The 22,922-nt window shown below is 72.4% G+C and carries 16 protein-coding genes and 1 riboswitch; of the genes, 9 read left to right on the top strand and 7 right to left on the bottom strand.

Features of this window, described 5'->3' with window-relative positions; translation table 11 throughout:
* The 4 genes from pucD (at position 1) to AB0D29_RS25585 (ending at position 6,831) form a co-directional block, all read left to right on the top strand.
* Positions 1–2,403 (top strand): xanthine dehydrogenase subunit D, encoded by a 2,403-nt coding sequence (pucD, locus tag AB0D29_RS25600; protein ID WP_362857384.1) that lies wholly within the window; start codon positions 1–3, stop codon positions 2,401–2,403.
* 320 nt (positions 2,404–2,723) lie between these two features.
* Positions 2,724–4,187, top strand: a complete 1,464-nt coding sequence (locus tag AB0D29_RS25595; protein ID WP_362857383.1) for an NCS2 family permease — start codon at positions 2,724–2,726, stop codon at positions 4,185–4,187.
* A gap of 80 nt (positions 4,188–4,267) precedes the next feature.
* A complete protein-coding gene (locus AB0D29_RS25590) occupies positions 4,268–5,431 on the top strand; it encodes an XdhC/CoxI family protein (RefSeq protein ID WP_362857381.1) in 1,164 nt (387 codons plus the stop codon).
* A gap of 149 nt (positions 5,432–5,580) precedes the next feature.
* Positions 5,581–6,831, top strand: a complete 1,251-nt coding sequence (locus tag AB0D29_RS25585; RefSeq protein WP_362857379.1) for a YncE family protein — start codon at positions 5,581–5,583, stop codon at positions 6,829–6,831.
* 52 nt (positions 6,832–6,883) lie between these two features.
* Here AB0D29_RS25585 and AB0D29_RS25580 read toward each other — a convergent pair whose 3' ends face one another.
* Together AB0D29_RS25580 and AB0D29_RS25575 are read right to left on the bottom strand one after the other, a co-directional pair.
* Positions 6,884–7,351 carry an OsmC family protein gene (locus AB0D29_RS25580; RefSeq protein WP_362857377.1) on the bottom strand — a complete coding sequence of 156 codons (468 nt, stop codon included), beginning with the start codon at positions 7,349–7,351 and terminating at the stop codon, positions 6,884–6,886.
* A gap of 200 nt (positions 7,352–7,551) precedes the next feature.
* On the bottom strand, positions 7,552–8,094 hold the full coding sequence (locus AB0D29_RS25575) for a GNAT family protein (protein ID WP_362857375.1): 543 nt from the start codon (positions 8,092–8,094) through the stop codon (positions 7,552–7,554).
* A gap of 121 nt (positions 8,095–8,215) precedes the next feature.
* On the opposite strand from AB0D29_RS25575, the gene AB0D29_RS25570 reads away from it, so the two are divergent.
* Positions 8,216–9,451 (top strand): GNAT family N-acetyltransferase, encoded by a 1,236-nt coding sequence (locus tag AB0D29_RS25570; RefSeq protein ID WP_362857373.1) that lies wholly within the window; start codon positions 8,216–8,218, stop codon positions 9,449–9,451.
* Positions 9,452–9,519: 68 nt separating this feature from the next.
* Here AB0D29_RS25570 and AB0D29_RS25565 read toward each other — a convergent pair whose 3' ends face one another.
* On the bottom strand, positions 9,520–11,736 hold the full coding sequence (locus AB0D29_RS25565; protein ID WP_362857371.1) for a germacradienol/geosmin synthase: 2,217 nt from the start codon (positions 11,734–11,736) through the stop codon (positions 9,520–9,522).
* 317 nt (positions 11,737–12,053) lie between these two features.
* Here AB0D29_RS25565 and AB0D29_RS25560 point away from each other — a divergent pair, with 317 nt between their 5' ends.
* Complete coding sequence (locus tag AB0D29_RS25560) at positions 12,054–12,335, top strand: hypothetical protein (RefSeq protein ID WP_362857369.1); 282 nt, start codon at positions 12,054–12,056, stop codon at positions 12,333–12,335.
* 88 nt (positions 12,336–12,423) lie between these two features.
* Here the strand turns inward: AB0D29_RS25560 and cobN are convergent, their stop codons facing one another.
* Entirely contained in the window at positions 12,424–16,071 is a 3,648-nt protein-coding gene (gene cobN, locus AB0D29_RS25555) for a cobaltochelatase subunit CobN (RefSeq protein WP_362857367.1), read from the bottom strand.
* A 53-nt stretch (positions 16,072–16,124) separates the two neighbouring features.
* Positions 16,125–16,204: riboswitch (cobalamin riboswitch) on the bottom strand.
* Between the two features lie 339 nt (positions 16,205–16,543).
* On the opposite strand from cobN, the gene cobG reads away from it, so the two are divergent.
* From cobG to AB0D29_RS25540, 3 genes are read left to right on the top strand one after another with little or no spacing between them, the layout of a single operon-like run.
* Entirely contained in the window at positions 16,544–17,893 is a 1,350-nt protein-coding gene (cobG, locus tag AB0D29_RS25550) for a precorrin-3B synthase (RefSeq protein ID WP_362857366.1), read from the top strand.
* Positions 17,890–18,537, top strand: coding sequence for a precorrin-8X methylmutase (locus AB0D29_RS25545; protein WP_362807581.1), 648 nt, complete (start codon positions 17,890–17,892; stop codon positions 18,535–18,537). The genes cobG and AB0D29_RS25545 overlap by 4 nt, the downstream gene beginning before the upstream one ends.
* Positions 18,534–20,036 (top strand): precorrin-2 C(20)-methyltransferase, encoded by a 1,503-nt coding sequence (locus tag AB0D29_RS25540; protein WP_362857365.1) that lies wholly within the window; start codon positions 18,534–18,536, stop codon positions 20,034–20,036. The genes AB0D29_RS25545 and AB0D29_RS25540 overlap by 4 nt, the downstream gene beginning before the upstream one ends.
* 63 nt (positions 20,037–20,099) lie before the next feature.
* Here AB0D29_RS25540 and AB0D29_RS25535 read toward each other — a convergent pair whose 3' ends face one another.
* The 3 genes from AB0D29_RS25535 to cbiE are packed head-to-tail and all read right to left on the bottom strand — an operon-like array spanning position 20,100 to position 22,877.
* A complete protein-coding gene (locus AB0D29_RS25535) occupies positions 20,100–20,867 on the bottom strand; it encodes a cobalt-precorrin-6A reductase (RefSeq protein WP_362857363.1) in 768 nt (255 codons plus the stop codon).
* Positions 20,857–21,606: a precorrin-4 C(11)-methyltransferase gene (cobM, locus tag AB0D29_RS25530; RefSeq protein ID WP_362857362.1), complete on the bottom strand. Its 750-nt coding sequence runs from the start codon at positions 21,604–21,606 to the stop codon at positions 20,857–20,859. The genes AB0D29_RS25535 and cobM overlap by 11 nt, the downstream gene beginning before the upstream one ends.
* A complete protein-coding gene (gene cbiE / locus AB0D29_RS25525) occupies positions 21,603–22,877 on the bottom strand; it encodes a precorrin-6y C5,15-methyltransferase (decarboxylating) subunit CbiE (RefSeq protein WP_362857361.1) in 1,275 nt (424 codons plus the stop codon). The genes cobM and cbiE overlap by 4 nt, the downstream gene beginning before the upstream one ends.
* Positions 22,878–22,922 lie beyond the last annotated feature (45 nt).

Below are 22,922 nucleotides of genomic sequence, written 5' to 3'. Positions count from 1 at the left end.
ATGGCTCAGAACACCCGCACCGCGCCCGCCGGTACGCCGACGAACGTCACCCAGAAGCACAACAAGGGCGGCATCGGCGAATCGATTCTCCGCCCGGACGGCACCCTCAAGGTCACCGGTGAGTTCGCGTACTCCTCGGACATGTGGCACGAGGACATGCTCTGGGGCCAGACCCTGCGCAGCACCGTCGCCCACGCCGAGATCGTCTCCATCGACATCTCCGAGGCGCTCGCCATGCCCGGCGTCTACTCGGTGCTGACGTACGACGACCTGCCGGCCGAGATGAAGAACTACGGCCTCGAGATCCAGGACACCCCGGTCCTCGCCAACGGCCGGGTACGTCACCACGGTGAGCCGGTCGCCCTCGTGGCCGCCGACCACCCGGAGACCGCCCGCCGCGCGGCCGCCAAGATCAAGATCGACTACCGCGAGCTGCCGCTCGTCACCGACGAGGCCTCCGCCCTCGCCGAGGACGCGCCGCTGATCCACGAGGGCCGCGACGACCACCACATCGGTCACGTCCCGCACCCGAACATCGTGCACCGCCAGCCGATCATCCGCGGCAACGTGGAAGAGGCCCGCAAGCGCGCCGACGTCATCGTCGAGGGCGAGTACACCTTCGGCATGCAGGACCAGGCCTTCCTCGGCCCGGAGTCCGGTCTGGCCGTGCCGTCCGAGGACGGCGGCGTCGAGCTGTACGTCGCCACCCAGTGGCTGCACTCGGACCTCCAGCAGATCGCCCCGGTCCTCGGCCTGCCGCCGGAGAAGGTCCGCATGACGCTCTCGGGCGTCGGCGGCGCCTTCGGTGGCCGCGAGGACATCTCGATGCAGATCCACGCCTGCCTCCTGGCCCTGGCCACGAACAAGCCGGTCAAGATCGTCTACAACCGCTTCGAGTCCTTCTTCGGTCACGTGCACCGTCACCCGGCGAAGCTCTACTACGAGCACGGCGCCACCAAGGACGGCAAGCTCACGCACATGAAGTGCAAGATCGTCCTGGACGGCGGCGCCTACGCGTCCGCCTCCCCGGCGGTCGTCGGCAACGCCTCCTCCCTCTCGGTGGGTCCCTACGTCCTGGAGGACGTGGACATCGAGGCGATCGCGCTCTACACGAACAACCCGCCCTGTGGCGCGATGCGCGGCTTCGGCGCCGTCCAGGCCTGCTTCGCCTACGAGGCCCAGATGGACAAGCTCGCGGCGAAGCTGGGCATGGACCCGGTCGAGTTCCGCCAGCTGAACGCCATGGAGATGGGCACGGTCATGCCGACCGGCCAGGTCGTGGACGCCCCGGCGCCCGTCGCCGAGCTGCTGCGCCGGGTCAAGGCCCGCCCGCTGCCGCCGGAGCGCCAGTGGGAGTCCGCCGGCGAGAACGCGGACGTCCGCGCGCTGCCCGGTGGCCTCTCCAACACCACCCACGGCGAGGGCGTCGTCCGCGGCGTCGGCTACGCGGTCGGCATCAAGAACGTCGGCTTCTCCGAGGGCTTCGACGACTACTCCACCGCCCGCGTGCGCCTCGAGGTCATCAACGGCGAGCCCGTTGCGATGGTCCACACGGCCATGGCGGAGGTCGGCCAGGGCGGCATCACCGTCCACACGCAGATCGCCCGTACGGAGCTGGGTGTCACGCAGGTGACCATCCACCCGGCCGACACGCAGGTCGGCTCCGCCGGTTCCACGTCCGCCTCGCGGCAGACGTACATGACCGGTGGCGCCGTGAAGAACACCTGCGAGGCGGTCCGCGAGGCCCTGCTGGAGATCGGCCGCCGCAAGAACGGCTCGTACCACCCGGCGTGGGCCACCGCCGAGCTGCTGCTCGAAGGCGGCAAGGTCGTCACCGACGGCGGCGAGGTCCTCGCGGACATCGCCGACATCCTCGAGGACGAGGCCATCGACCTCGAGCTCGAGTTCCGTCACGCGCCCACCGAGGCCTTCGACCTGCGGACCGGCCAGGGCAACGGCCACGTCCAGTACACCTTCGCCGCGCACCGCGCGGTCGTCGAGGTGGACACCGAGCTCGGCCTCGTCAAGGTCGTCGAGCTGGCGACCGCGCAGGACGTCGGCAAGGCGCTCAACATGCTTTCCGTGGTGGGCCAGATCCAGGGTGGAACCACCCAGGGTCTCGGCGTGGCGATCATGGAAGAGATCATCGTGGACCCGAAGACCGCGAAGGTGCGCAACCCCTCCTTCACGGACTACCTGATCCCGACCATCCTCGACACCCCGACCATCCCGGTCGACGTCCTGGAGCTCGCCGACCCGAAGGCGCCGTACGGCCTGCGCGGTATGGGCGAGGCCCCGACCCTCTCGTCCACCCCGGCCGTCATCGCGGCGATCCGGCAGGCGACGGGTCTGGAGATCAACAAGACGCCGATCCGTCCGGAAGCCCTCACCGGGACCCTCTAGACCGGCGTGGTCCGGGGGTCGCGAGGCCCCCGGACCCCCTCAGACTCTCCGGGCGGTGCGACTTGGGAACGTCACACTTCACAGCGCACCGTCCGGAGTACATACGAAGCACCGCACCGCTCGCGGTCCCTTCACCTGGCAGTACCCCTGCGAAAACCCCCACGTAGTACCAGCGGTCACCCCCGCACTACCCGCAGTACACGCAGTGAACAATCGCGTCGCCTCGGGCCGTCACCCCGGGTCGTGCAGCCAAACACACCAAATCCCGCAATCTCCAATCCCCAAGCGGGTGCCCCTTTGAACCTTGGGAGTTAGGCACCATGACCCAGTCGTCTGTAGAGACCAAGACCACCGCGGAGGATGCCGGCGACGGCTCCCGTAATCCCGCGGGGCGTTCTTGGCTCGACCGCTACTTTCACATCACGCACAGAGGTTCCAACGTCGGCAACGAGGTCCGTGGCGGTATCACGACCTTCATGGCCATGGCGTACATCCTGCTGCTCAACCCCCTGCTCCTCTCGGGCAAGGACGTCGCCGGCACCGTGATGGACGGATCGGCGATCATCACCGCCACCGCCTTCGCCGCGGCCGTCACCACGCTCCTCATGGGCTTCGTCGGCAAGGTGCCGCTGGCCCTCGCGGCCGGCCTCTCCGTGTCCGGCGTGCTCGCCTCGCAGGTCGCCCCGCAGATGACCTGGCCGCAGGCCATGGGCATGTGCGTGGTGTACGGCGTCGTGATCTGTCTCCTGGTCGTCACCGGCCTCCGCGAGATGATCATGAACGCGATCCCCCTCGCGCTCAAGCACGCCATCACCATGGGCATCGGCCTCTTCGTGGCCCTCATCGGCTTCTTCAAGGCCGGTTTCGTCGGCAGGGGTCCGGAGTTCGGTCCCCCGGTCCAGCTCGGCGCGGTCGGTGAGCTCTCCGGCTGGCCCGTCCTGCTCTTCTGCATCACCCTGGTCGCCATCTTCATGCTCCAGGCCCGCAAGGTGCCCGGCGCCATCCTGATCGGCATCGTCGGTGGCACCGTCCTGGCCGCGATCCTCAACGCCGTCGTCGACATCGACCCGAAGGCCTGGAAGAACGGTCCGCCGGAGCTCGACGGCTCCGCGATCTCGATGCCGAACTTCTCGCTCTTCGGTGACGTCTCCTTCGGCGGCTGGGGCGACGTCGGCTACATGACGGTCGGCATGATCGTCTTCACCCTGGTGCTCGCCGGCTTCTTCGACGCCATGGCCACCATCATCGGTGTCGGCACCGAGGCCAAGCTGGCCGACGACAAGGGCCGCATGCCGGGTCTGTCCAAGGCCCTCTTCATCGACGGCGCCGGTGGCGCCATCGGTGGCGTCGCGGGCGGCTCCGGCCAGACCGTGTTCGTCGAGTCCGCGACCGGCGTCGGCGAGGGGGCCCGCACGGGTCTCGCCTCCGTGGTCACCGGCCTGTTCTTCGCCGCCTGCCTCTTCTTCACCCCGATCACGCAGATCGTCCCGGGTGAGGTCGCCTCCGCGGCCCTGGTCGTCATCGGCGCGATGATGATGCAGAACGCCCGCCACGTGGACTGGGCCGACAGCGCGACCTCGATCCCGGTCTTCCTGACCGTCGTGATCATGCCGTTCACCTACTCGATCACCGCCGGTGTCGCCGCGGGCGTCATCTCCTACGTCGCCATCAAGATCGCTCAGGGCAAGGCCCGTGAGATCGGCGGCTTCATGTGGGCGCTGACCGGAATCTTCCTGGTCTTCTTCGCCCTCAACCCGATCGAGAGCTGGCTCGGGGTCGGCTGACCCGGCCGGCCCGAACCGTACGAAGTACCGCACGCTCCACGTATCCGATACTGGAACCGAACCTCTCCGAGGAGGCCCCCATGCTGGACATCGCCGAAGAACTGAACCGGTGGGTCGAGCAGGGACGTGACTTCGCCGTCGCCACGGTCGTGGCGGTCGGCGGGAGCGCACCCCGGCAGCCCGGGGCGGCACTCGCCGTCGACAGCGAGGGCACGGCCATCGGTTCCGTCTCCGGCGGATGCGTGGAGGGTGCGGTGTACGAGCTGTGCCGGCAGGCGCTTGAGGACGGCGAGACCGTCCGGGAGCGCTTCGGCTACAGCGACGACGATGCCTTCGCCGTGGGTCTGACCTGCGGCGGGATCATCGACATCCTCGTCACCCCGGTCCCCGTGGGCTCTGCCGTACGGGAGGTGTTCGCGGCCGGCCTGGCCGCCGCGGCCCGCGGCGAGGCCGCGGCCGTCGCCCGGATAGCCGAGGGCCCGGCCGAGCTCATGGGCCGCGCCGTCTTCGTCCGTACGGACGGCGCCCACGAGGGCGGCTTCGGGGGACACCCCGAGCTGGACCGCACCATCGCCGAAGAGGCCCGCGCCATGCTCGACGCGGGAAAGACCGGCGTGCTGGAGATCGGCGCCGACGGCAGGCTCTGCGGAGAGCCGCTGAAGGTGCTGGTCGAGTCCAGCGTCCCGCCGCCGCGGATGATCGTCTTCGGTGCCATCGACTTCGCCTCCGCCCTCGTGCGGATCGGCAAGTTCCTCGGCTACCGGGTGACGGTGTGCGACGCACGGCCCGTCTTCGCGACGAAGACCCGCTTCCCCGAGGCGGACGAGATCGTCGTCGACTGGCCGCACCGCTATCTGGAGGAGCAGTCCTCGGCCGGCGCCGTGGACGGCCGGACCGTCCTGTGCGTGCTCACCCACGACGCCAAGTTCGACGTCCCGCTCCTCGAACTGGCCCTCAAGCTTCCCGTCGCCTACGTCGGCGCCATGGGCTCCCGGCGCACCCACGAGGACCGCAACAAGCGGCTCCGCGACGTCGGTGTCACCGAGCTCGAACTGGCCCGGCTGCGTTCCCCGATCGGCCTGGACCTCGGCGCCCGCTCCCCGGAGGAGACCGCGCTGTCCATCGCCGCCGAGATCGTCGCGAACCGCCGCGGCGGCAGCGGCGCGGCCCTCACCGGAGCGCACATCCCGATCCACCCGGACGTCGCGAACACCGTGATCAGCAGGATCGGTTCCGTCGCTTGAAGGGGTGAGTGAGGGCCGAAGGTGAGAAAAGGGCGCCACCCGTAGGGGTTGCGCCCTTTCGGCGTTCCCCCTATCTTACCGGCCGGTAATAGGGGGTGTCCTCACCGGAAGCGCCCTCTCCATCCCTTGTCCACACCGGAGTTGAGCGGATGTTGCGTACCGTGCGAACCCTGGGCGTGCTGGCGGCGGCCACCCTGCTCACCGCCCTCGCGCAGGCCCCCGCCCCCGCCGATCCCGCGCCGCCCGCGGGCGGCCTGCGCGAGGTGCTCTTCGTGGGGAACAACTGGGAGGGGACCGCCGACGTCCTCGCCTCCACCGGCGACCTCGCCAAGGTCGGCCGGATCAACGTGATCCCCGACAAGGCGGAGCGGCTGCGCGAGATCCACCTCAACCCCGTGAAGCTCGCCTTCTTCCTCGGCATCAGGGAGAGCGCCGGCGAGGGCCACGACCAGTTCGTCGACGACATGTTCACCACCCCGGACGGCTCCGCGGTCGTCGTCTCCCGCCCCAGCTTCGCCGACGTCGTGTCCATCGACGTGACCTCCGGCCGGATCAACTGGCGCTTCCCTGTGTCCGGTTTCCGGTCCGACCACATGGCGGTCTCCCCGGACGGGACCCGCATCGCCGTCTCGGCCTCCACCTCCAACACCGTGCACGTCCTGGACATCGCCACCGGCCGCCAGGTCGGCTCCTTCGGCACCGGGGACAAGCCGCACGAGAACACCTTCACCCGCGACGGCCGCTTCCTGTGGAACAGCTCCATCGGCGAGGTGAACACCGCACTCGACGCGCCCTGGCTGGACTGGACGAAGGGCGACCGGAAGATCACCGTGGTCGACGCGCAGACCTTCCGGACCGTCCGGGTGATCGACATGCGGGAGCGGCTGGACGCCTTCGGCCGCCGCGACCTGTCCGACGCCGTGCGCCCCGTGTCCTTCAGCCCCGACGAGTCGAAGCTCTACTTCCAGGTGTCGTTCTTCAACGGCTTCCTGGAGTACGACGTGGCCTCCGACCGGATCACCCGCCTCAAGACCCTGCCCGAGAACCCCGCCACCAGCACCGACCGCACCACCTGGGTCAACGACTCCCGCCACCACGGCATGTCCATGAGCCCCGACGGGGCCAAACTGTGCATCGCGGGCACCATGGACGACTACGCCACCGTCGTGGACCGGGCCACCCTCGCCGAGGGGCCGCTCGTGCCCGCCGCCAAGCCGTACTGGGCCACGGTCGACGGTGACGGGACGGCCTGCGTGATCTCCGAGAGCGGCGCCGACCGGGTCACGGCCATCGACTTCGCCACCGGCACCAAGCGGGTGTCCGTCCCCGTCGGCGACCACCCCCAGCGCGTCCGGATCGGCCGCGTCCCGGCCTCCTGGACCGGGCCCGCCGGCAGCTAGGCCCTGTCGCCTGTCGCCTGTCGTCTGTCGCTCTGTAGCCGGCGGGGGCGGTTCAGCCCACCGTCACCGTCGGCTCGTGCCGGACGGGGAAGTTCACCGAGTTGGCGATGAAGCAGGCCCGGTGGGCCTCCTCGTGCAGTTCGATCGCCGCGGCCACCATCGACTCCTCGCTGACGGTGACCCGAGGGTGCACCACGGCCTCCGTGAACTGCCCGCTGTCCCCGGCGGTGGCCATCGTCCCGGTCGCCTCGTCGGCGTACGAGGTGACCACCACGCCGTTGACGGCGCAGAAGTGCAGGTAGGACATCATGTGGCACTGGGACAGCGCGGCGAGCAGCAGCTGCTCGGGGTTCCAGCGGGATGCGTCGCCGCGGAAGGTCGGGTCCGCGCTGCCGAGGATCACCGGCAGGTCCCCGGCGGCCACCTCGTGCGCCCGCGAGTAGGCACGGAAGTGGCTCGTGCCGGTACCGAGGTTTCCGGTCCAGGTGACGCGGGTGGCGTAGGAGTGCAGTCGGGCCATGGCGGCTACCTTCGTCTCTCGGGTACGGGGCTGGGCGGCTCGGGTGTCCGTCCGGGACGTGGAAGCCGCGGCGTCGAGCCGTGCCGGGCGTCGCCGTGGATCGTACGGCCGTCGCGACGGCCCCGCCCGCTTCCGTCGCGGCGCGGTCGACGGCACCGCGGGCGCCCGACGGGCGCATCACGGCGGCACCACGGGCGGGGTCAGGCCCGCCACTCCTCCCGGAGCATCCCGAACAGCACCTCGTCGTACCGCTCGCCCGCCAGCAGCACGGCGGCCCGCCGCCGCCCCTCCTCCCGGAAGCCGAGCCGGGTGAACGCCCGGACCGCCCGCTCGTTCCCGCTCCAGGTGTCGAGCTGGAGCCGGGTGAGCGGGAAGGTGCCGAAGAGGTGGTCGACCAGCAGCCGCATCGCCTCGGAGCCGTGTCCCCGGCCCCAGTACTCCCGCTCGCCGATGGTGATCCCGAGCGTGGCCGTTCCGGCCCAGGGGTCCAGGTCGCGGTAGTCGACCGTGCCGATCACCCGACGGTCCGCCACGGTCTCCACCGTGAACACCGCCGATTCCCGGGGCGAGAGCATCAGCATCCGCTCGAAGAACATCGTCAGCGCCTCCCGTGTGACCGGGCCGAAGCACGGGTCCCCGGCGGTCGCCCAACGGACCACCTCGGGGTCGTTGCGCCAGCGCAGATGGTGTTCCGCGTCCTCCGCGCGCAGTGCGCGCAGTGCGACGAGCTCTCCCTCGATCAAGCCCTGATCCTCTCCTCATGACGGCCGACGGCACACCGTACCCACGGATGATCATGGTGGCCACGGATTTTCCGACCTTTATGGAATGACCAGTCCTCGATGACCGATTAGTCTCGCGATCATGGTGGACATCCAGGACGTACCCGAGGCCGACATCGACCGCGCTCTGGAACTCGCGTACCTCGTCTTCCACGACCGGCCCGAGAAGGAGGCCCGCGCCAGACACCACGCGCTGCTGGTGCGGTGCCTGCGGATCGGCGCCTACGACGGGGACGCCCTGGTCGGCTTCATGGCCGCGCACGACTTCCGGCTCTCGGTGCCCGGGGCGGACCTGCCCTGCCCCGGGCTCACCTTCGTCTGCGTCGCCCCCACCCACCGCCGCCGCGGCGTGCTCACCGGGCTGATGACCGAAATGCTGGAGCGCGCGGCCGCCACCGGCAGTCCGCTCGCCGCCCTGTGGGCCTCCGAGGCCGCCATCTACGGCCGCTTCGGCTACGGCGGCGCGACCACCGGCGTCACCATCGAGATCGACTCCACCCGGCCGCTGGCCCTGCGCATCGACCCGGACCGGCGCCCGCTGCGGCTCGTCGACCCGGAGGAGGCGCTCGCCGTCATCGGGCCCTTCCACGAGTCCGCCCGCGCCCGGCGGGCCGGCCGCCCCACCCGCAGCGCACCGCGCTGGCGCGAGGAGTGGCTGACCGAAGAGGACGAGGAGGACGAGGAACTGAGCCCGCCGCGGATCATCGTCCTCGGGGAGCCGGGCGAGCCGATCGCCGGCTACGTGCTCTACCGCACGAAGCCCGAGGACGGCGGCGGGCCCGCCCGCGCGCCCCAGGGACTGGTCCGGGTCGACGAACTGGAGGCCGACACCCCGGCCGTCGCCGCCGCGCTGTGGGAGTGCCTGGCCGCCCTCGACCTCACCGGCCGGGTCCGCGCGTGGGGCCGCCCGGCCGACGACCCGCTGCTGCACTTCGCGGCCGACCGGGACCAGGTGCGGGTCACCGCCCAGTACCCGGCGCTCTGGCTGCGCCTGGTCGACGTACGCGCGGCGCTGACGGCGCGGTCGTGGGCCGCGCCGGTGGACGTGGTGCTGGAGGTGCACGACGTACGGCTGCCCGGCAACACCGGGCGGTTCCGGCTCGACGCGGGGCCGGACGGGGCGGCGTACGAGCCCGCGGAGGCCGCCGCCGACCTGGCCCTGGACGTACGCGAGCTGGCCGCCTGCTACCTGGGCGGAACGCGGGTCGCCGAGCTGGTCGAGGCCGGGCTGGTACGGGAGCACACGCCGGGCGCGGCCGCGGCGCTGGACGCGGCCCTGCGCACGCCCGTACTGCCGCACACGGGCGACGAGTTCTGAGAGCGGGGCAGGGGCGGATGCGGGGCGGGGGCGGGCGAGCGGACCGCCCCCGCCCCGCATCCGGCCGGTCAGGCCGGCAGGGAGATCCGGGCCGCCGACATGCCGAAGCCGGAGCTCCAGACGCCGGTGGTCAGGCCCGAGCCCAGCCGGTGCAGATCCTCCTCGCGGTAACGGCGGCACTTCCGGTGCCAGTTGAGGATCCCGGAGAGCCAGTCCTTCAGCTCGCCGACGTACGCGTCGAGCCCGGCGCGGGCTTCGGCGCTCAGCTTCCAGTCGTCGTAGAGGAGCGGCAGCTGGTTCGCGACGATGTGCTCGAACTCCTCCGTGCGCTGGGTCATCAGCGAGTGGCAGATGTGCAGGGCCTCCGGGTAGCCGATGTCGAAGAAGTTCCGGGTGACCAGGACGTGGTTGTGGACCTCGCCCTCGAACTCCACCTCCTTCTGGTAGGAGAAGATGTCGTTCATCAGGCACGCGGTGTCGGCCGCCGCGTTCTCCAGGGACCGGATGGTCCCGGAGGCGTAGATCTCCTCGGGGATGCCGCGGCCCGCCTGGCCGAGCCGGCACAGGTACATGGTGAGGTGCGAGCCGAAGGTGTGCCGGCGCATCTCGGCGTAGTCCACCGGGTCCGGGATGCGGTTCTGGACCTGGTTGTCCATCTCCCACACCCAGCTCTCCAGCATGCTGACGAGGGTCGCCCGGAACTCGGCGCGGACGCCCCGGGTCATGTCCCGGCTCGTACGGACCCACAGGTCGGCGAGCGCGCGCTCCATCGCCGTGAGCGGCGGCGGCTGTTCGGCGTGGTCGACCGGGATCATCGCGATCAGCCGCGCGGTCGTCGCCTTGGCGGCCGGGAGGTTCTTGGCCTGGCCGAAGGCCACCGGGTAGTAGTCGTCGCCGTACGTCCCCCAGGTCAGCCAGCAGGCGTTGAGGAGCAGCGCGTCGGGCGTGGCGTCCGGGTCGATGCCGGCCGAGCAGAGCGCGAAGTCGTAGCCCCGCAGCTTCTGTTCGGTCCAGATGGCGGAGCCGGGATCGCCGGGGTGGGCTTGGAGCAGGCCCATGCGCCGGGCCCAGTCGACCGATCCCTCGCGCGCGTGGTCCAGGTGCGGGCTGAGGGTGAGCGTGAACGGCAGGTGGATGTCCGGGATCACGGACGGCCCGGTGCGCTCGAACGGGACGTGGGTGAAGGAACGGCGGCGCAGGTCCGCCGAGCGCTGCGTGAAGACGGACTTCAGGTCGAGCGCGGTGGTGCCGAGCCCGGACGGCAGGAACGGCAGGGTGAGCGGGGCGGAGGCCCTGGCCTCCTTGTTCATGTAGCGGCTGGAGACCATGTGCCACTCGTGGCCGCCGGACTGCCAGTCCTGCAGGCCCTTGGCGTAGGCGAGGACCGCCGCGATCTCCGCCGGGTTCATCGCGTGGTCGGTGAAGAGCTGGGGCAGTTCGGCGAGCGCGGTCTGCTCGAACTGGTGCAGGCGGGAGGTGAGGAGGTCGTTGGAGACCTCGGCGGCCTCCTGGGTGCTGCAGCCGAGGAAGGTCTCCAACACCAGCACGGCGTTGGAGAGTTCGCCCTCGTCGGCGACCTCGCGCTGGTAGGAGAAGAGGTCGTTGCGGATGTGCACGGCGTCGGAGAAGGCGTCGCGCAGCACGCCGAGCGCGCGCGAGTGCGCGACGCGCGCCGGGACTTCGGCGGCGACGTATTCGACCAGGCCGGCCGACCAGGGGGCGCCGCCCACCTTGCGGCGCATCTCGATGTACTCGAGGGGGTTCGCCACCCGCCCGATGTCGATGTTGGCGAGTTCCCACATCGACTCGTCGAGGAGGTTCTTCGTGGACAAGGAGAACCGTTCCCGCCAGTCCTCGGACATCGCGGGGACGGTGCGCGCCCAGAGGTCCGCGAGGCCCGCCTCGACCGGGTTGGTCGGCTCGGGGAAGCCGGCGGCCAGGTCCATCGGCATGAAGGCGGCCAGCCTGTCGAGGTACTCCTTGGCGCCGGCCCGGTCCTGCGAGCGCTTGAACGTCTCCAGGAAGTGGTCGTCGAAGAAGAACACCCACACGTACCAGTCGGTGACCAGGGACAGCGCCTCGGCGTCGCAGTCGGGGTGGGTGTACGAGCAGAGCAGCGCGTAGTCGTGCGAGTCGAGATCGCTCTCCTCCCAGACGCCGGAACCCTCCAGCATCCCGAAGTCGCGCGCCCACCGCTTGGTGTGGACCCGCGCGTCCTCCAGGTGGGGGTTCAGTCGCGCCGGATAAGGCACATAGAAATCCGGCAGTTGAAACGGCTGCGTCACGACGGGGTGGGCCTTTCGTCCAGGGGTGCGGGGGCCGGTCGTCCCGGGCCCCTGCACGAGATCAGCAGTGCCCTACCCGTGGTGCCCCTGGGATAAGGGACTTTTCACCGCTTCAGGTGACACCCCCAAGGTTCCCCGCCGCGCGCACCCGCCGGGGGCTACAGGGGGGGTCCCCTGGAGCCGGGGCGACTCGGCGTACTCCGGCTTTGAGCGGATCGTGGTGGTTCCCGCAGCCGTGTCCGGCTCGTTCGGGTGGGGGCGGGTGATGCGGTTGCGAACGTCTGAGTGAATGTCGGCGGTGTCGGAGCTTGGGGGGAATGTCTGATTCGGTTAGGTTTGCCACGGTATTTGGTTTCGGCGTTCCGGGAGGGACACTCGTGGCTATTGATCTGGACAAGGTGCTCGACAAGGCGTGGGCCGACAAGCCGCTCGCCGAGGTGCTCGCGGCTCCCGTGGCCGCGCTCAAGGGCGTCAGCGACAAGGACGGCGAGCTGCTGCACGAGGCGTTCGGGGTCAAGACCGTCGCCGACTTCGGGCAGCTGAAGTACGTGCGGTGGGCGCAGGCGCTCGTCGCGCTGAACCAGACCGTCAAGGCGTAGCCGGGTAGCCGGGTAGTCGGGTAGCCGGGCAACGCGAGAGGCCGCCTCCCACCCTTCGAGGGTGGGGAGGCGGCCTCTTTTGGCGGTTCTACTCGCCTTCGCCCTCGAGGTTGCCCTCGGTGTCCAGGTAGACCTGGCGCAGGGCTTCGAGGATCCGGGCGTCCGGCTTCTCCCACATGCCGCGGGACTCGGCTTCGAGGAGGCGCTCCGCGATGCCGTGCAGGGCCCAGGGGTTGGCCTCCTCCAGGAAGGCCCGGTTGGTCGGGTCCAGGACGTACGTCTCGGTGAGCTTGTCGTACATCCAGTCCGCCACCACGCCCGTCGTGGCGTCGTAGCCGAACAGGTAGTCGACCGTCGCGGCGAGTTCGAAGGCGCCCTTGTAGCCGTGGCGGCGCATCGCCTCGATCCACTTGGGGTTGACCACGCGGGCGCGGAAGACCCGGCTGGTCTCCTCGACCAGGGTGCGGGTCTTCACGGTCTCCGGACGCGTGGAGTCGCCGATGTACGCCTCCGGGGCCGTGCCGCGCAGGGCGCGGACGGTGGCCACCATGCCGCCGTGGTACTGGAAGTAGTCGTCCGAGTCCGCGATGTCGTGCTCGCGCGTGTCCGTGTTCTTGGCGGCGACCGTGATGCGCTTGTAGGCCGTCTCCATCTCGTCGCGCGCCGGACGGCCCTCCAGGCCGCGGCCGTACGCGTAGCCGCCCCACACCGTGTAGACCTCCGCGAGGTCGGCGTCCGTACGCCAGTCGCGGGAGTCGATCAGCTGGAGGATGCCGGCTCCGTACGTGCCCGGGCGCGAGCCGAAGATACGGGTCGTCGCCTTGCGCTCGTCGCCGTGGAGGGCGAGGTCCGCCTGGGCGTGGGCGCGGATGAAGTTCGACTCCGCCGGCTCCTCCAGGGAGGCCGCCAGCCGGACAGCGTCGTCCAGCAGGCCGATGACGTGCGGGAACGCGTCGCGGAAGAAGCCCGAGATGCGCAGGGTCACGTCGATGCGGGGCCGGCCGAGCTCGTCGAGCGGGATCGGCTCCAGGCCCGTGACGCGGCGCGAGGCCTCGTCCCAGACCGGGCGGACGCCGAGGAGGGACAGGGCCTCCGCCACGTCGTCACCCGAGGTGCGCATCGCGCTCGTGCCCCAGAGGGACAGGCCCACGGAGGCGGGCCACTCGCCGTTGTCCGTGCGGTAGCGGGTCAGGAGGGACTCGGCCAGGGCCTGACCCGTCTCCCACGCGAGGCGGGAGGGCACGGCCTTCGGGTCGACCGAGTAGAAGTTGCGGCCCGTCGGCAGGACGTTGACCAGACCGCGCAGCGGGGAACCCGAGGGGCCCGCCGGGATGAAGCGGCCGTCGAGGGCCGCGACGACGTGCGCGATCTCGTCCGTGGTGCCGGCCAGGCGGGGGACCACCTCGCGGGCGGCGAAGGACAGGACCGCCGCGACCTCCGGAGCCTGGTCCGCGGCGACCGAGGACACGGCGTCGAGGGCCCAGTCCGCGTCCTCCATCGCCTGGACCAGGGCGCGCGCCTGCGCCTCGACGGCGTCCGCCGAGGTACGGGTGGCCTTGGACTCGTCGAGGCCGAGCGCCTCGCGCAGGCCCGGGAGGGCCGTCGTACCGCCCCAGATCTGCCGGGCGCGCAGGATGGCGAGGACCAGGTTGACCCGGGCCCCACCGGTCGGGGCGCCGCCGAGCACGTGCAGGCCGTCGCGGATCTGGGCGTCCTTGACCTCGCACAGCCAGCCGTCGACGTGCAGCAGGAAGTCGTCGAAGCCCTCGTCGTCCGGGCGCTCTTCGAGGCCCAGGTCGTGGTGGAGCTTCGCGGCCTGGATCAGGGTCCAGATCTGGGCGCGGATCGCCGGCAGCTTCGCCGGGTCCATCGCGGAGATCTGGGCGTACTCGTCCAGGTGCTGTTCGAGGCGGGCGATGTCGCCGTAGGACTCGGCCCGGGCCATCGGCGGGACGAGGTGGTCGACCAGGGTCGCGTGCACGCGCCGCTTGGCCTGGGTGCCCTCGCCCGGGTCGTTGACCAGGAACGGGTAGATGAGCGGGAGGTCGCCGAGCGCGGCGTCCGGCGCGCAGGCCGCGGACAGGCCGGCGTTCTTGCCCGGCAGCCACTCCAGGTTGCCGTGCTTGCCCAGGTGGATCATCGCGTCGGCGCCGAAGCCGCCGTCCTCCGCGCGCGCCTGGATCCAGCGGTACGCGGCCAGGTAGTGGTGCGAGGGCGGCAGGTCCGGGTCGTGGTAGATCGCGATCGGGTTCTCGCCGAAGCCGCGCGGCGGCTGGATGAGGATGAGGAGGTTCCCGCGGCGCAGGGCCGCCAGGACGATGTCGCCCTCGGGGTTCGCCGAGCGGTCCACGAACATGTTGCCCGGGGCCTCGCCCCAGTGCTGCTCGACGCTCTCGCGGAGCTCGGCCGGAAGCTCGGCGAACCAGCGCTTGTAGTCGGCGGCCGGGATGCGGACCGGGTTGCGGGCCAGCTGCTCCTCGGTCAGCCAGTCCTGGTCGTGGCCGCCGGCCTCGATCAGGGCGCGGATCAGCTCGTCGCCGTCACCGGACACCAGACCCGGGATGTCCTGGGTGGGGCCGAAGTCGTAGCCGCCGGCGATCAGCGTGCGCAGCAGCTCGACGGCGCTGGCCGGGGTGTCGAGACCGACCGCGTTGCCGATCCGGGAGTGCTTGGTGGGGTACGCGGACAGGACCAGCGCGACCTTCTTGTCGCGACGGTCGATGTGGCGCAGACGGGCGTGGCGTACGGCGATCCCCGCGACCCGGGCGGCCCGCTCGGGGTCGGCCACGTAGGCGGGCAGGCCGTCCTCGTCGAGCTCCTTGAAGGAGAACGGGACGGTGATCAGACGGCCGTCGAACTCCGGCACGGCGACCTGGGTGGCGGCGTCGAGGGGGGACAGGCCCTCGTCGTTCTCCTCCCAGGCGGAACGCGAACCGGTCAGGCACAGGGCCTGGAGGATCGGCACGCCGAGCGCGGCGAGGGCGCCGGCGTCCCAGGACTCGTCGTCACCGCCGGCGGAGGCGGTGGCGGGGCGGGTGCCGCCGGCGGCGAGGACGGTGGTGACGATCGCGTCCACGGACTCCAGGGCCTGCAGGAGCTCCGGCTCGGGCGTGCGCAGGGAGGAGACGAAGAGGGGGAGGGGCTGGGCGCCCTTCGCCTCGATGGCCTCGCAGAGGGTGTGGACGAAGGCGGTGTTGCCGCTCATCTGGTGGGCGCGGTAGTAGAGCACGGCGACCTTGGGGGCCGCCTCGGCCCCCGTCTCGGGGGCCGCCTCTGCGGTCTGCTGCGCGTCGCGTTCCAGGGGGCCCCAGGTGGGGGCGGCGGCGGGCGGCTCGAAGCCGTGGCCGGTGAGCAGGACCGTGTCGGAGAGGAACCGGGCCAGCTGGTCGAGGTTGGCGGGGCCGCCGTGCGCGAGGTAGCCGTGGGCCTCGGCCGCGATGCCGATCGGGACCGTGGAGGCCTCCATCAGCTGGGCGTCCGGGGCCTGTTCGCCGGTCAGGACCACGACCGGGCGGGTCTGGCCGGGGGCGAGGAGCAGGTCGAGGCCGTCCTGCCAGGCGCGGAGGCCGCCGAGGAGGCGTACGACGACCAGGTCGACGCCGTCGAGGAGCCCGGGGAGATCGTCGAGGGGAAGGCGGGAGGGGTTCGCGAACCGGTACGGGACGAGGCCGTCCGCCGTGTTCGCCGCGCGGGCGCTGAGCAGATCGGTGTCGGACGTCGACAGCAGCAGGATCATGCGGCGGCAGGCCTTCCTCGGGGTTTCCGCGCCCCGGGCAGTGAGGACAGCGGGAGTTCCTGACTTGCCCGGCGGTGTGGCTCTGCCGGGTTCACAGTGGCGGGACCGCGCCGGAATCGCACCGGGCTTCCTCCCATGTCGCCGTCCTCGGCGACGGCGGGCCGTGTGGTCCGCCGGAAGGTCATCTTAGGGGTGAGCGGGTGGGTGCGCTGGGGTGGGTCGGCGCGGCGCGGTTGCGGGGGCTCTGCCGGGGCGCTGCGCTGGCTCGGGCGGGTGGCCGCGCTGGCTCGTGCGGGTAGGTGGGTCGGTGCGGCGCCGTTGCGGGGGCTCTGCCCCCGGGCCCCCGCGCCTCAAACGCCGGCGGGGCTGGATTGGCCGGGCCGGGCCGGGCCGGGCTGGAGGGGTGTCGGGGCTGGTGGGGGTGGTGATGGACACAGGTCGGGGGAGGGGAATCGTGGGTATGCTCGCCGCCATGCCCCAGCCACCTTCCGCCGCATCGCGGGACGAACCCGTCATACGGGATCGTGGTGACGCCTGCCCCGGTGCGCTGCGGCTGCACGCGGCGGACGACGGGTTCCTGGCGCGGGTGCGGATTCCCGGCGGGTTGCTCGGCGGCGCCGCGGCGCGGCTGCTGGCCGATGCCGCCGACCGGCTCGGCGACGGGCACGTCGACCTCACCTCGCGCGGCAACGTACAGCTGCGCGGCCTCGGCGAGAGCTGCGGCGGGGAACTGGCCGAGCTGCTGGCCGCCGCCGGGCTGTTGCCCGCGCCCACGCACGAGCGGGTACGCAACATCGTCTGCTCGCCGCTCACCGGCCTCGACCGGCTGGGCCTGCCCGACGTGTCCCCCTGGGTGGCGGAGCTGGACGCGCTGCTCTGCGCGAGCGAAGCGGCGGCCGGGCTGTCCGGGCGGTTCCTCTTCGCCCTCGACGACGGCCGGGGTGATGTGACCTCGCTCGACGCGGACGTGAACCTCGTCCCGTGCGGTGGCGGGAGGGCCCTGCTATGGGCGGGGGACCCGCGCGAAGCCGTGCTCGTCTCCGCGCAGGACGCGCCGCGGGCCGCGCTGGCGGCCGCCGAGTACTTCCTCGACGCCGTGCGCGAGGCCGGTACCCGGGTCTGGCGGGTGGCCGAGCTGGCTCCCGAACACGCCTTGTCCGGTGCCCGGTTGGTGGAGCGGCTGGCCGATGCCGGCGTCGGCGACGCCGTCGTGGCGACGCCGGACCGGTCCGCCCCGTCCGCCAGGTCCGCCCCGTCCGGCCGCCCGCCCGAGCCCGGCGTCGTGCCCGGCCCCGACGGCACGGCCTCGCTCTCCGTCCTCGCGCCCCTCGGACGGCTCAGCACCGCGCAGTGGCGCCGGCTCGCCGACCTCACGGACCGGCTCCGGCTGACTCCCTGGCGGGGAGTGGTGGTTCCGAGGCTCCCGGGTCCACCCGGCCCGGCGGCCGCCGCCGCGCTCGCCGGCCTCGCCGACGCGGGGCTGGTCACCGCTCCCGACAGCCCCTGGCGATCCGTCACCGCCTGTACGGGCAGGCCCGGTTGCGCCAAGTCCCTGGCCGACGTGCGCGCCGACGCGCGGGCCGTCATGGAACATGCCCGGGGGCCGCTGCCCGTGCACTGGTCCGGCTGCGAGCGCCGGTGCGGGCATCCGCGCGGCGCCGCCTGGGTGGACCTGGTCGCCACCCCCGCCGGATACGACCTCCACCTCGAAGGCCGCGCACCGCGACGCGGCGTACCGGAGCGCGAGCTCGCCCCCGTCCTCGCGGACGCCCGCCACGCAGATCACGTACGTGACAACCTCCCCGACTCAGTGCAGAAATGAGCGAGTACACCGTGTTCGAGTACGAGAAGGACGGCGCCGCGATCTACCGCCAGTCCTTTGCCACGATCCGCGCCGAGGCGGACCTCTCCGGCCTGCCCGCCTCGGTCGCCCAGGTCGCGGTGCGCATGATTCACGCCTGCGGAATGACCGACCTCCCGCAGGACCTCGGGTACACCCCCGAGGTGGTGCTGCGCGCCCGCGCCGCGCTGGAGGCCGGCGCGCCGATCCTGTGCGACGTCCAGATGGTCGCCAGCGGGGTCACCCGCAAGCGGCTGCCCGCTGACAACGACGTGATCTGCACCCTCTCCGACCCGGCGGTACCGGACCTCGCCGCGAAGATGGGCACCACGCGCAGCGCCGCCGCCCTCGAAGTCTGGCGCGACCGCGGCCTGTTGGAGGGCTCGGTGATCGCCGTCGGCAACGCCCCGACCGCGCTGTTCCGGCTGCTGGAGATGATCGAGGAGGGCGCTCCGCGCCCGGCCGCCGTCATCGGCGTACCCGTCGGCTTCATCGGCGCCGCCGAGTCCAAGGACGCCCTCGCCGCCCACCCCTCGGGGCTCGACCACCTGATCGTGCGCGGTCGGCGGGGTGGCAGCGCCATCGCAGCGGCCGCCGTCAACGCCATCGCGAGCGTGGCCGAATGAGCGCCGACCAGGCCCTGCGGGGGCGCCTGTACGGGGTCGGGCTCGGGCCCGGCGATCCGAACCTGATGACGCTGCGGGCCGTCCAGGTGATCGGCGAGGCCGATGTCGTCGCCTATCACAGCGCCCGGCACGGGCGCTCCATCGCCCGCTCGATCGCCGCGGCGCACCTGCGCGAGACGCACATCGAGGAGCCGCTGGTCTACCCGGTCACCACCGAGACCACCGACCACCCCGGCGGCTACCAGGGCGCGATGGACGAGTTCTACGAGGCCGCCGCCGCCCGGCTGGCCGCGCACCTGGACGCCGGCCGGACCGTCGCCGTGCTCGCGGAGGGCGACCCGCTCTTCTACAGCTCGTACATGCACATGCACAAGCGGCTCGCGGACCGGTACGAGACCGAGGTCATCCCCGGTGTCACCTCGGTGAGCGCCGCCGCCGCCCGGCTCGGCACCCCGCTCGTGGAGGGCGAGGAGGTCCTGACCATCCTCCCCGGCACCCTGCCCGAGGAGGAGCTCACCGCCCGTCTCGCCGCCACCGACTCGGCGGTCGTGATGAAGCTCGGCCGCACCTTCCCCGCCGTGCGGGGCGCGATGGAGAACAGCGGCCGTCTCGCCGAGGCCCGTTACGTCGAGCGCGCCACCATGGAGGGGGAGCGGACCGGCCGGCTCGCCGACACCGATCCGGCGAGCGTGCCGTACTTCGCCGTCGCCGTGGTGCCCAGCCGCATCGGCAACCCGGGCAGCGTGCCGTCCGGCCCCGGCGAGGTCGTGGTCGTCGGCACCGGCCCGGCGGGCCCGCTGTGGCTCACCCCGCAGACCCGGCGCGCGCTGGCCGACGCCGAGGTGCTGGTCGGATACACGACGTACCTGGACCGGGTGCCCGTGAAGCCGGGCCAGATCCGGCACGGCTCCGACAACAAGGTGGAGTCGGAGCGCGCCGAGTTCGCCCTCGACCTGGCCCGGCGCGGGCAGCGGGTGGCCGTGGTCTCCGGCGGCGACCCCGGTGTCTTCGCCATGGCCACGGCGGTCCTGGAGGTGGCCGGGCAGGCGGAGTACGAGGACGTGCCCGTACGGGTCCTGCCGGGCGTGACCGCGGCCAACGCGGCGGCCGCCGCGGCCGGCGCCCCGCTCGGCCACGACTACGCCACCGTCTCCCTCTCGGACCGGCTCAAGCCGTGGGAGGTCATCGCGGAGCGGCTGCGCGCGGCCGCCGCGGCCGACCTGGTGCTCGCCCTCTACAACCCCGGTTCGCGCAGCCGCACCTGGCAGGTGGCGCAGGCGCGCGAGCTGCTGCTGGAACTGCGCGCACCCGAGACCCCGGTGGTCGTCGCCCGCGACGTGGGCGGGCCGGAGCAGTCGGTGCGGATCGTCACGCTCGCCGAACTGGAGCCGTCCGAGGTCGACATGCGCACGATCCTGCTGATCGGCTCCTCGCAGACGCAGATCACCGAGCGGCCCGACGGGTCGCGGATCACGTGGACCCCGCGCCGCTACCCGTGAGGGCGGCGGCCGAGTACCTCTGACCGGGCCCGGAGCGCGAACCGCCTCCGGGCCCGGCCCGGTTCAGTCCACCGACCCGAGCCACCGCAGGGCCGCGGCCACCGAATCCGCCTCCGCCACGCCCTGCGGCACCGCGGGGCGGCGTACGACCAGGACCGGGATGCCGGCCTCGCGGGCGGCCGTGAGTTTGGGTGCGGTGGCCGAGCCGCCGCTGTCCTTGGTGACGAGCACGTCGATCCGGTGGCGGGCGAGCAGTTCCCGCTCGTCTTCCAGGGTGAACGGGCCCCGGTCCAGCAGCACTTCCAGGCGCGGCGGCACGGGACCGTCCGGCGGGTCCACCGAACGCACCAGGAACCAGGTGTCGGTGAGGTGCGCGAACGCGTGCAGGCCCATCCGGCCGGTGGTGAGGAAGGCGCGGGTGCCGAAGCCGGGCAGCAGCGCGGCCGCGTCGGCGAGCGAGTCCACGAAGGTCCAGTCGTCGGCGGGCTGCGGTGTCCAGCCGGGGCGCCGCAGAGCCAGCAGCGGGACGCCCGTGAGCGCCTCCGCCTCGGAGGCGTGGAAACTCATCTGCTCCGCGAACGGGTGGGTGGCGTCGACCACGTGCGTGACATCGAAGCCGATGATCCAGCCCGCGAGGCCCGCGATGCCGCCGAAGCCGCCGATCCGGGTGTCGCCGGGCGGGAGCGCCGGCGAGGCGACCCGGCCCGCGAGCGAGGTGGTCACATGGACCGAGGGGTCGGATGCCAGCGCCTCCGCGAGCTGCCTGGCCTCCGTCGTACCGCCGAGGATCAGTACGTGGTGGGCCGGGACGAAGGGCGGTTCAGCAGACATGGCGGTCGCGCTCGGGGGAGTACAGGTGACTGTCCCGGAACTGCTCCGCCCCCAGGGTGCGGCCCACCAGGATGACGGCGGTGCGGACCAGGCCCGCCTCCTTCACCTGGGCGGCGATGTCGGACAGGGTCCCGCGCAGGATCAGCTCGTCGGGGCGGCTGGCCATCGCCACGACCGCCGCCGGGCACTCGGCACCGTAGTGCGGCAGCAGCTCGTCGACGACCCGGTCCACGTAGCGGGTGGCCAGGTGCAGGACCAGCAGCGCGCCGCTGCGGCCCAGGGTGGCCAGGTCCTCGCCGGGCGGCATCGGGGTGGCCTGCTGGGCGATGCGGGTCAGGATCACCGTCTGGCCGACGGTGGGCACCGTCAGCTCCCGCTTGAGGGCGGCGGCGGCCGCGGCGAAGGCCGGTACGCCGGGCACGACCTCGTAGGGGATGCCGGCCGCGTCGAGCCGGCGCATCTGCTCCGCGACGGCGCTGAAGACGGACGGGTCGCCGGAGTGCAGCCGCGCCACGTCCCGGCCCGCCGCGTGGGCCCGTACGCACTCGGCGATGATCTCGTCGAGGTTCAGCTGCGAGGTGTCGACGAGGCGGGCGTCCGCCGGGCACTCGGCGAGCAGCTCGCGCGGTACGAGGCTGCCCGCGTACAGGCAGACCGGGGCGGCGGCCAGGGTCCGGGCACCGCGCACCGTGATCAGGTCGGCGGCGCCGGGGCCCGCACCGATGAAGTACACGGTCATGTTCGATCCTTCTCCTTGGATGCGGTGGCCGGCTCGGCAGGCTTCGTCACCGACCACTGGGTGACCGGCATCGCCTGCCGCCAGCCCGTGAATCCGCCGACCGGCACGGCGTGCGCGACCGCGAGCTTCACCAGTTCGCCGCCGTGGCGGCGGTAGCGGTCGGTCAGGACCGCCTCCGATTCGAGGGTGACGGTGTTGACGACGAGGCGGCCGCCGGGGGCCAGCGCCGCCCAGGCCGCGTCCAGCAGGCCCGGCGCGGTGAGCCCGCCGCCGATGAACACCGCGTCGGGGGCCGGGAGTCCGTCGAGGGCCGCCGGCGCGGCGCCGACGATCACGCGCAGGCCCGGTACGCCGAGCGCCGCCGCGTTACGGCTGATCCGCGCGGCCCGCTCCGGTACCCGCTCCACCGCCACCGCCCGGCACGAGGGGTGCGTGCGCATCCACTCGATGCCGATGGAGCCGGAGCCGCCGCCGATGTCCCACAGCAGCTCGCCGGGGGCCGGGGCCAGCGCGCACAGGGTCGCGGCCCGGACGTGGCGCTTGGTGAGCTGGCCGTCGTGTTCGTACGCGGCGTCCGGCAGGCCGGGGGTCGCGCCGAGGCGCGGTGCGGCGTGGGCCGGGTCGCGGCGGCAGTCGAGGGCCACGACGTTCAGGGGGTCGCCCGGCGCGTGGTCCCAGCTGTCGGCGCTGCCCTCGTACGCGTCCTCGCGCTCGGACCCGAGCTGCTCCAGCACCCGCATCCGGCTCGGGCCGAAGCCCCGCTCTCGAAGCAGAGCAGCGATCTCGTTCGGGGTCGCCGCTCCGGCGCTGAGCACCAGCACCCGGCGCCCGTCGTGGAGCGCGGCCGCGATCCGGGCCACCGGGCGGCCGACGACCGTGATCACCTCGGTGTCCTCCACCGGCCAGCCCAGGCGGGCGCAGGCGTACGACACGGACGACGGGTGCGGGTGGACCCGCAGGGACCGCGGGCCGAGCTCCTCGGCGAGGGCGCGGCCGATCCCGTAGAACATCGGATCGCCGCTGGCCAGCACCGCGATCCGGCGTCCCGCGTGCTCGGCCATCAGCTTCGGCACGGCCGGCCGCAGCGGGCTCGGCCAGGCCACCCGCTCACCGGCGCACTCCGCGGCCGGCAGCAGGTCCAGCTGGCGCGGCCCGCCGATCAGGACCTGGGCCGAGGCCAGCGCGGACCGCGCGGCGGTGGTGAGCCCGGCCCAGCCGTCGGCGCCGAGGCCGACGACCGTCACGGTTCTGGGGGGCGGTGCGGAGCTCACTGCGCGGTACCTCGGGGACGGGAAGGGGAAAGACGGCGGACCCGC

The organism is Streptomyces sp. NPDC048424 (assembly GCF_040651555.1).
Classification (GTDB): Bacteria; Actinomycetota; Actinomycetes; order Streptomycetales; family Streptomycetaceae; genus Streptomyces.
The sequence above is the reverse complement of the archived record's forward strand: the minus strand, read 5'-3'. Positions and strand labels throughout refer to the sequence as shown.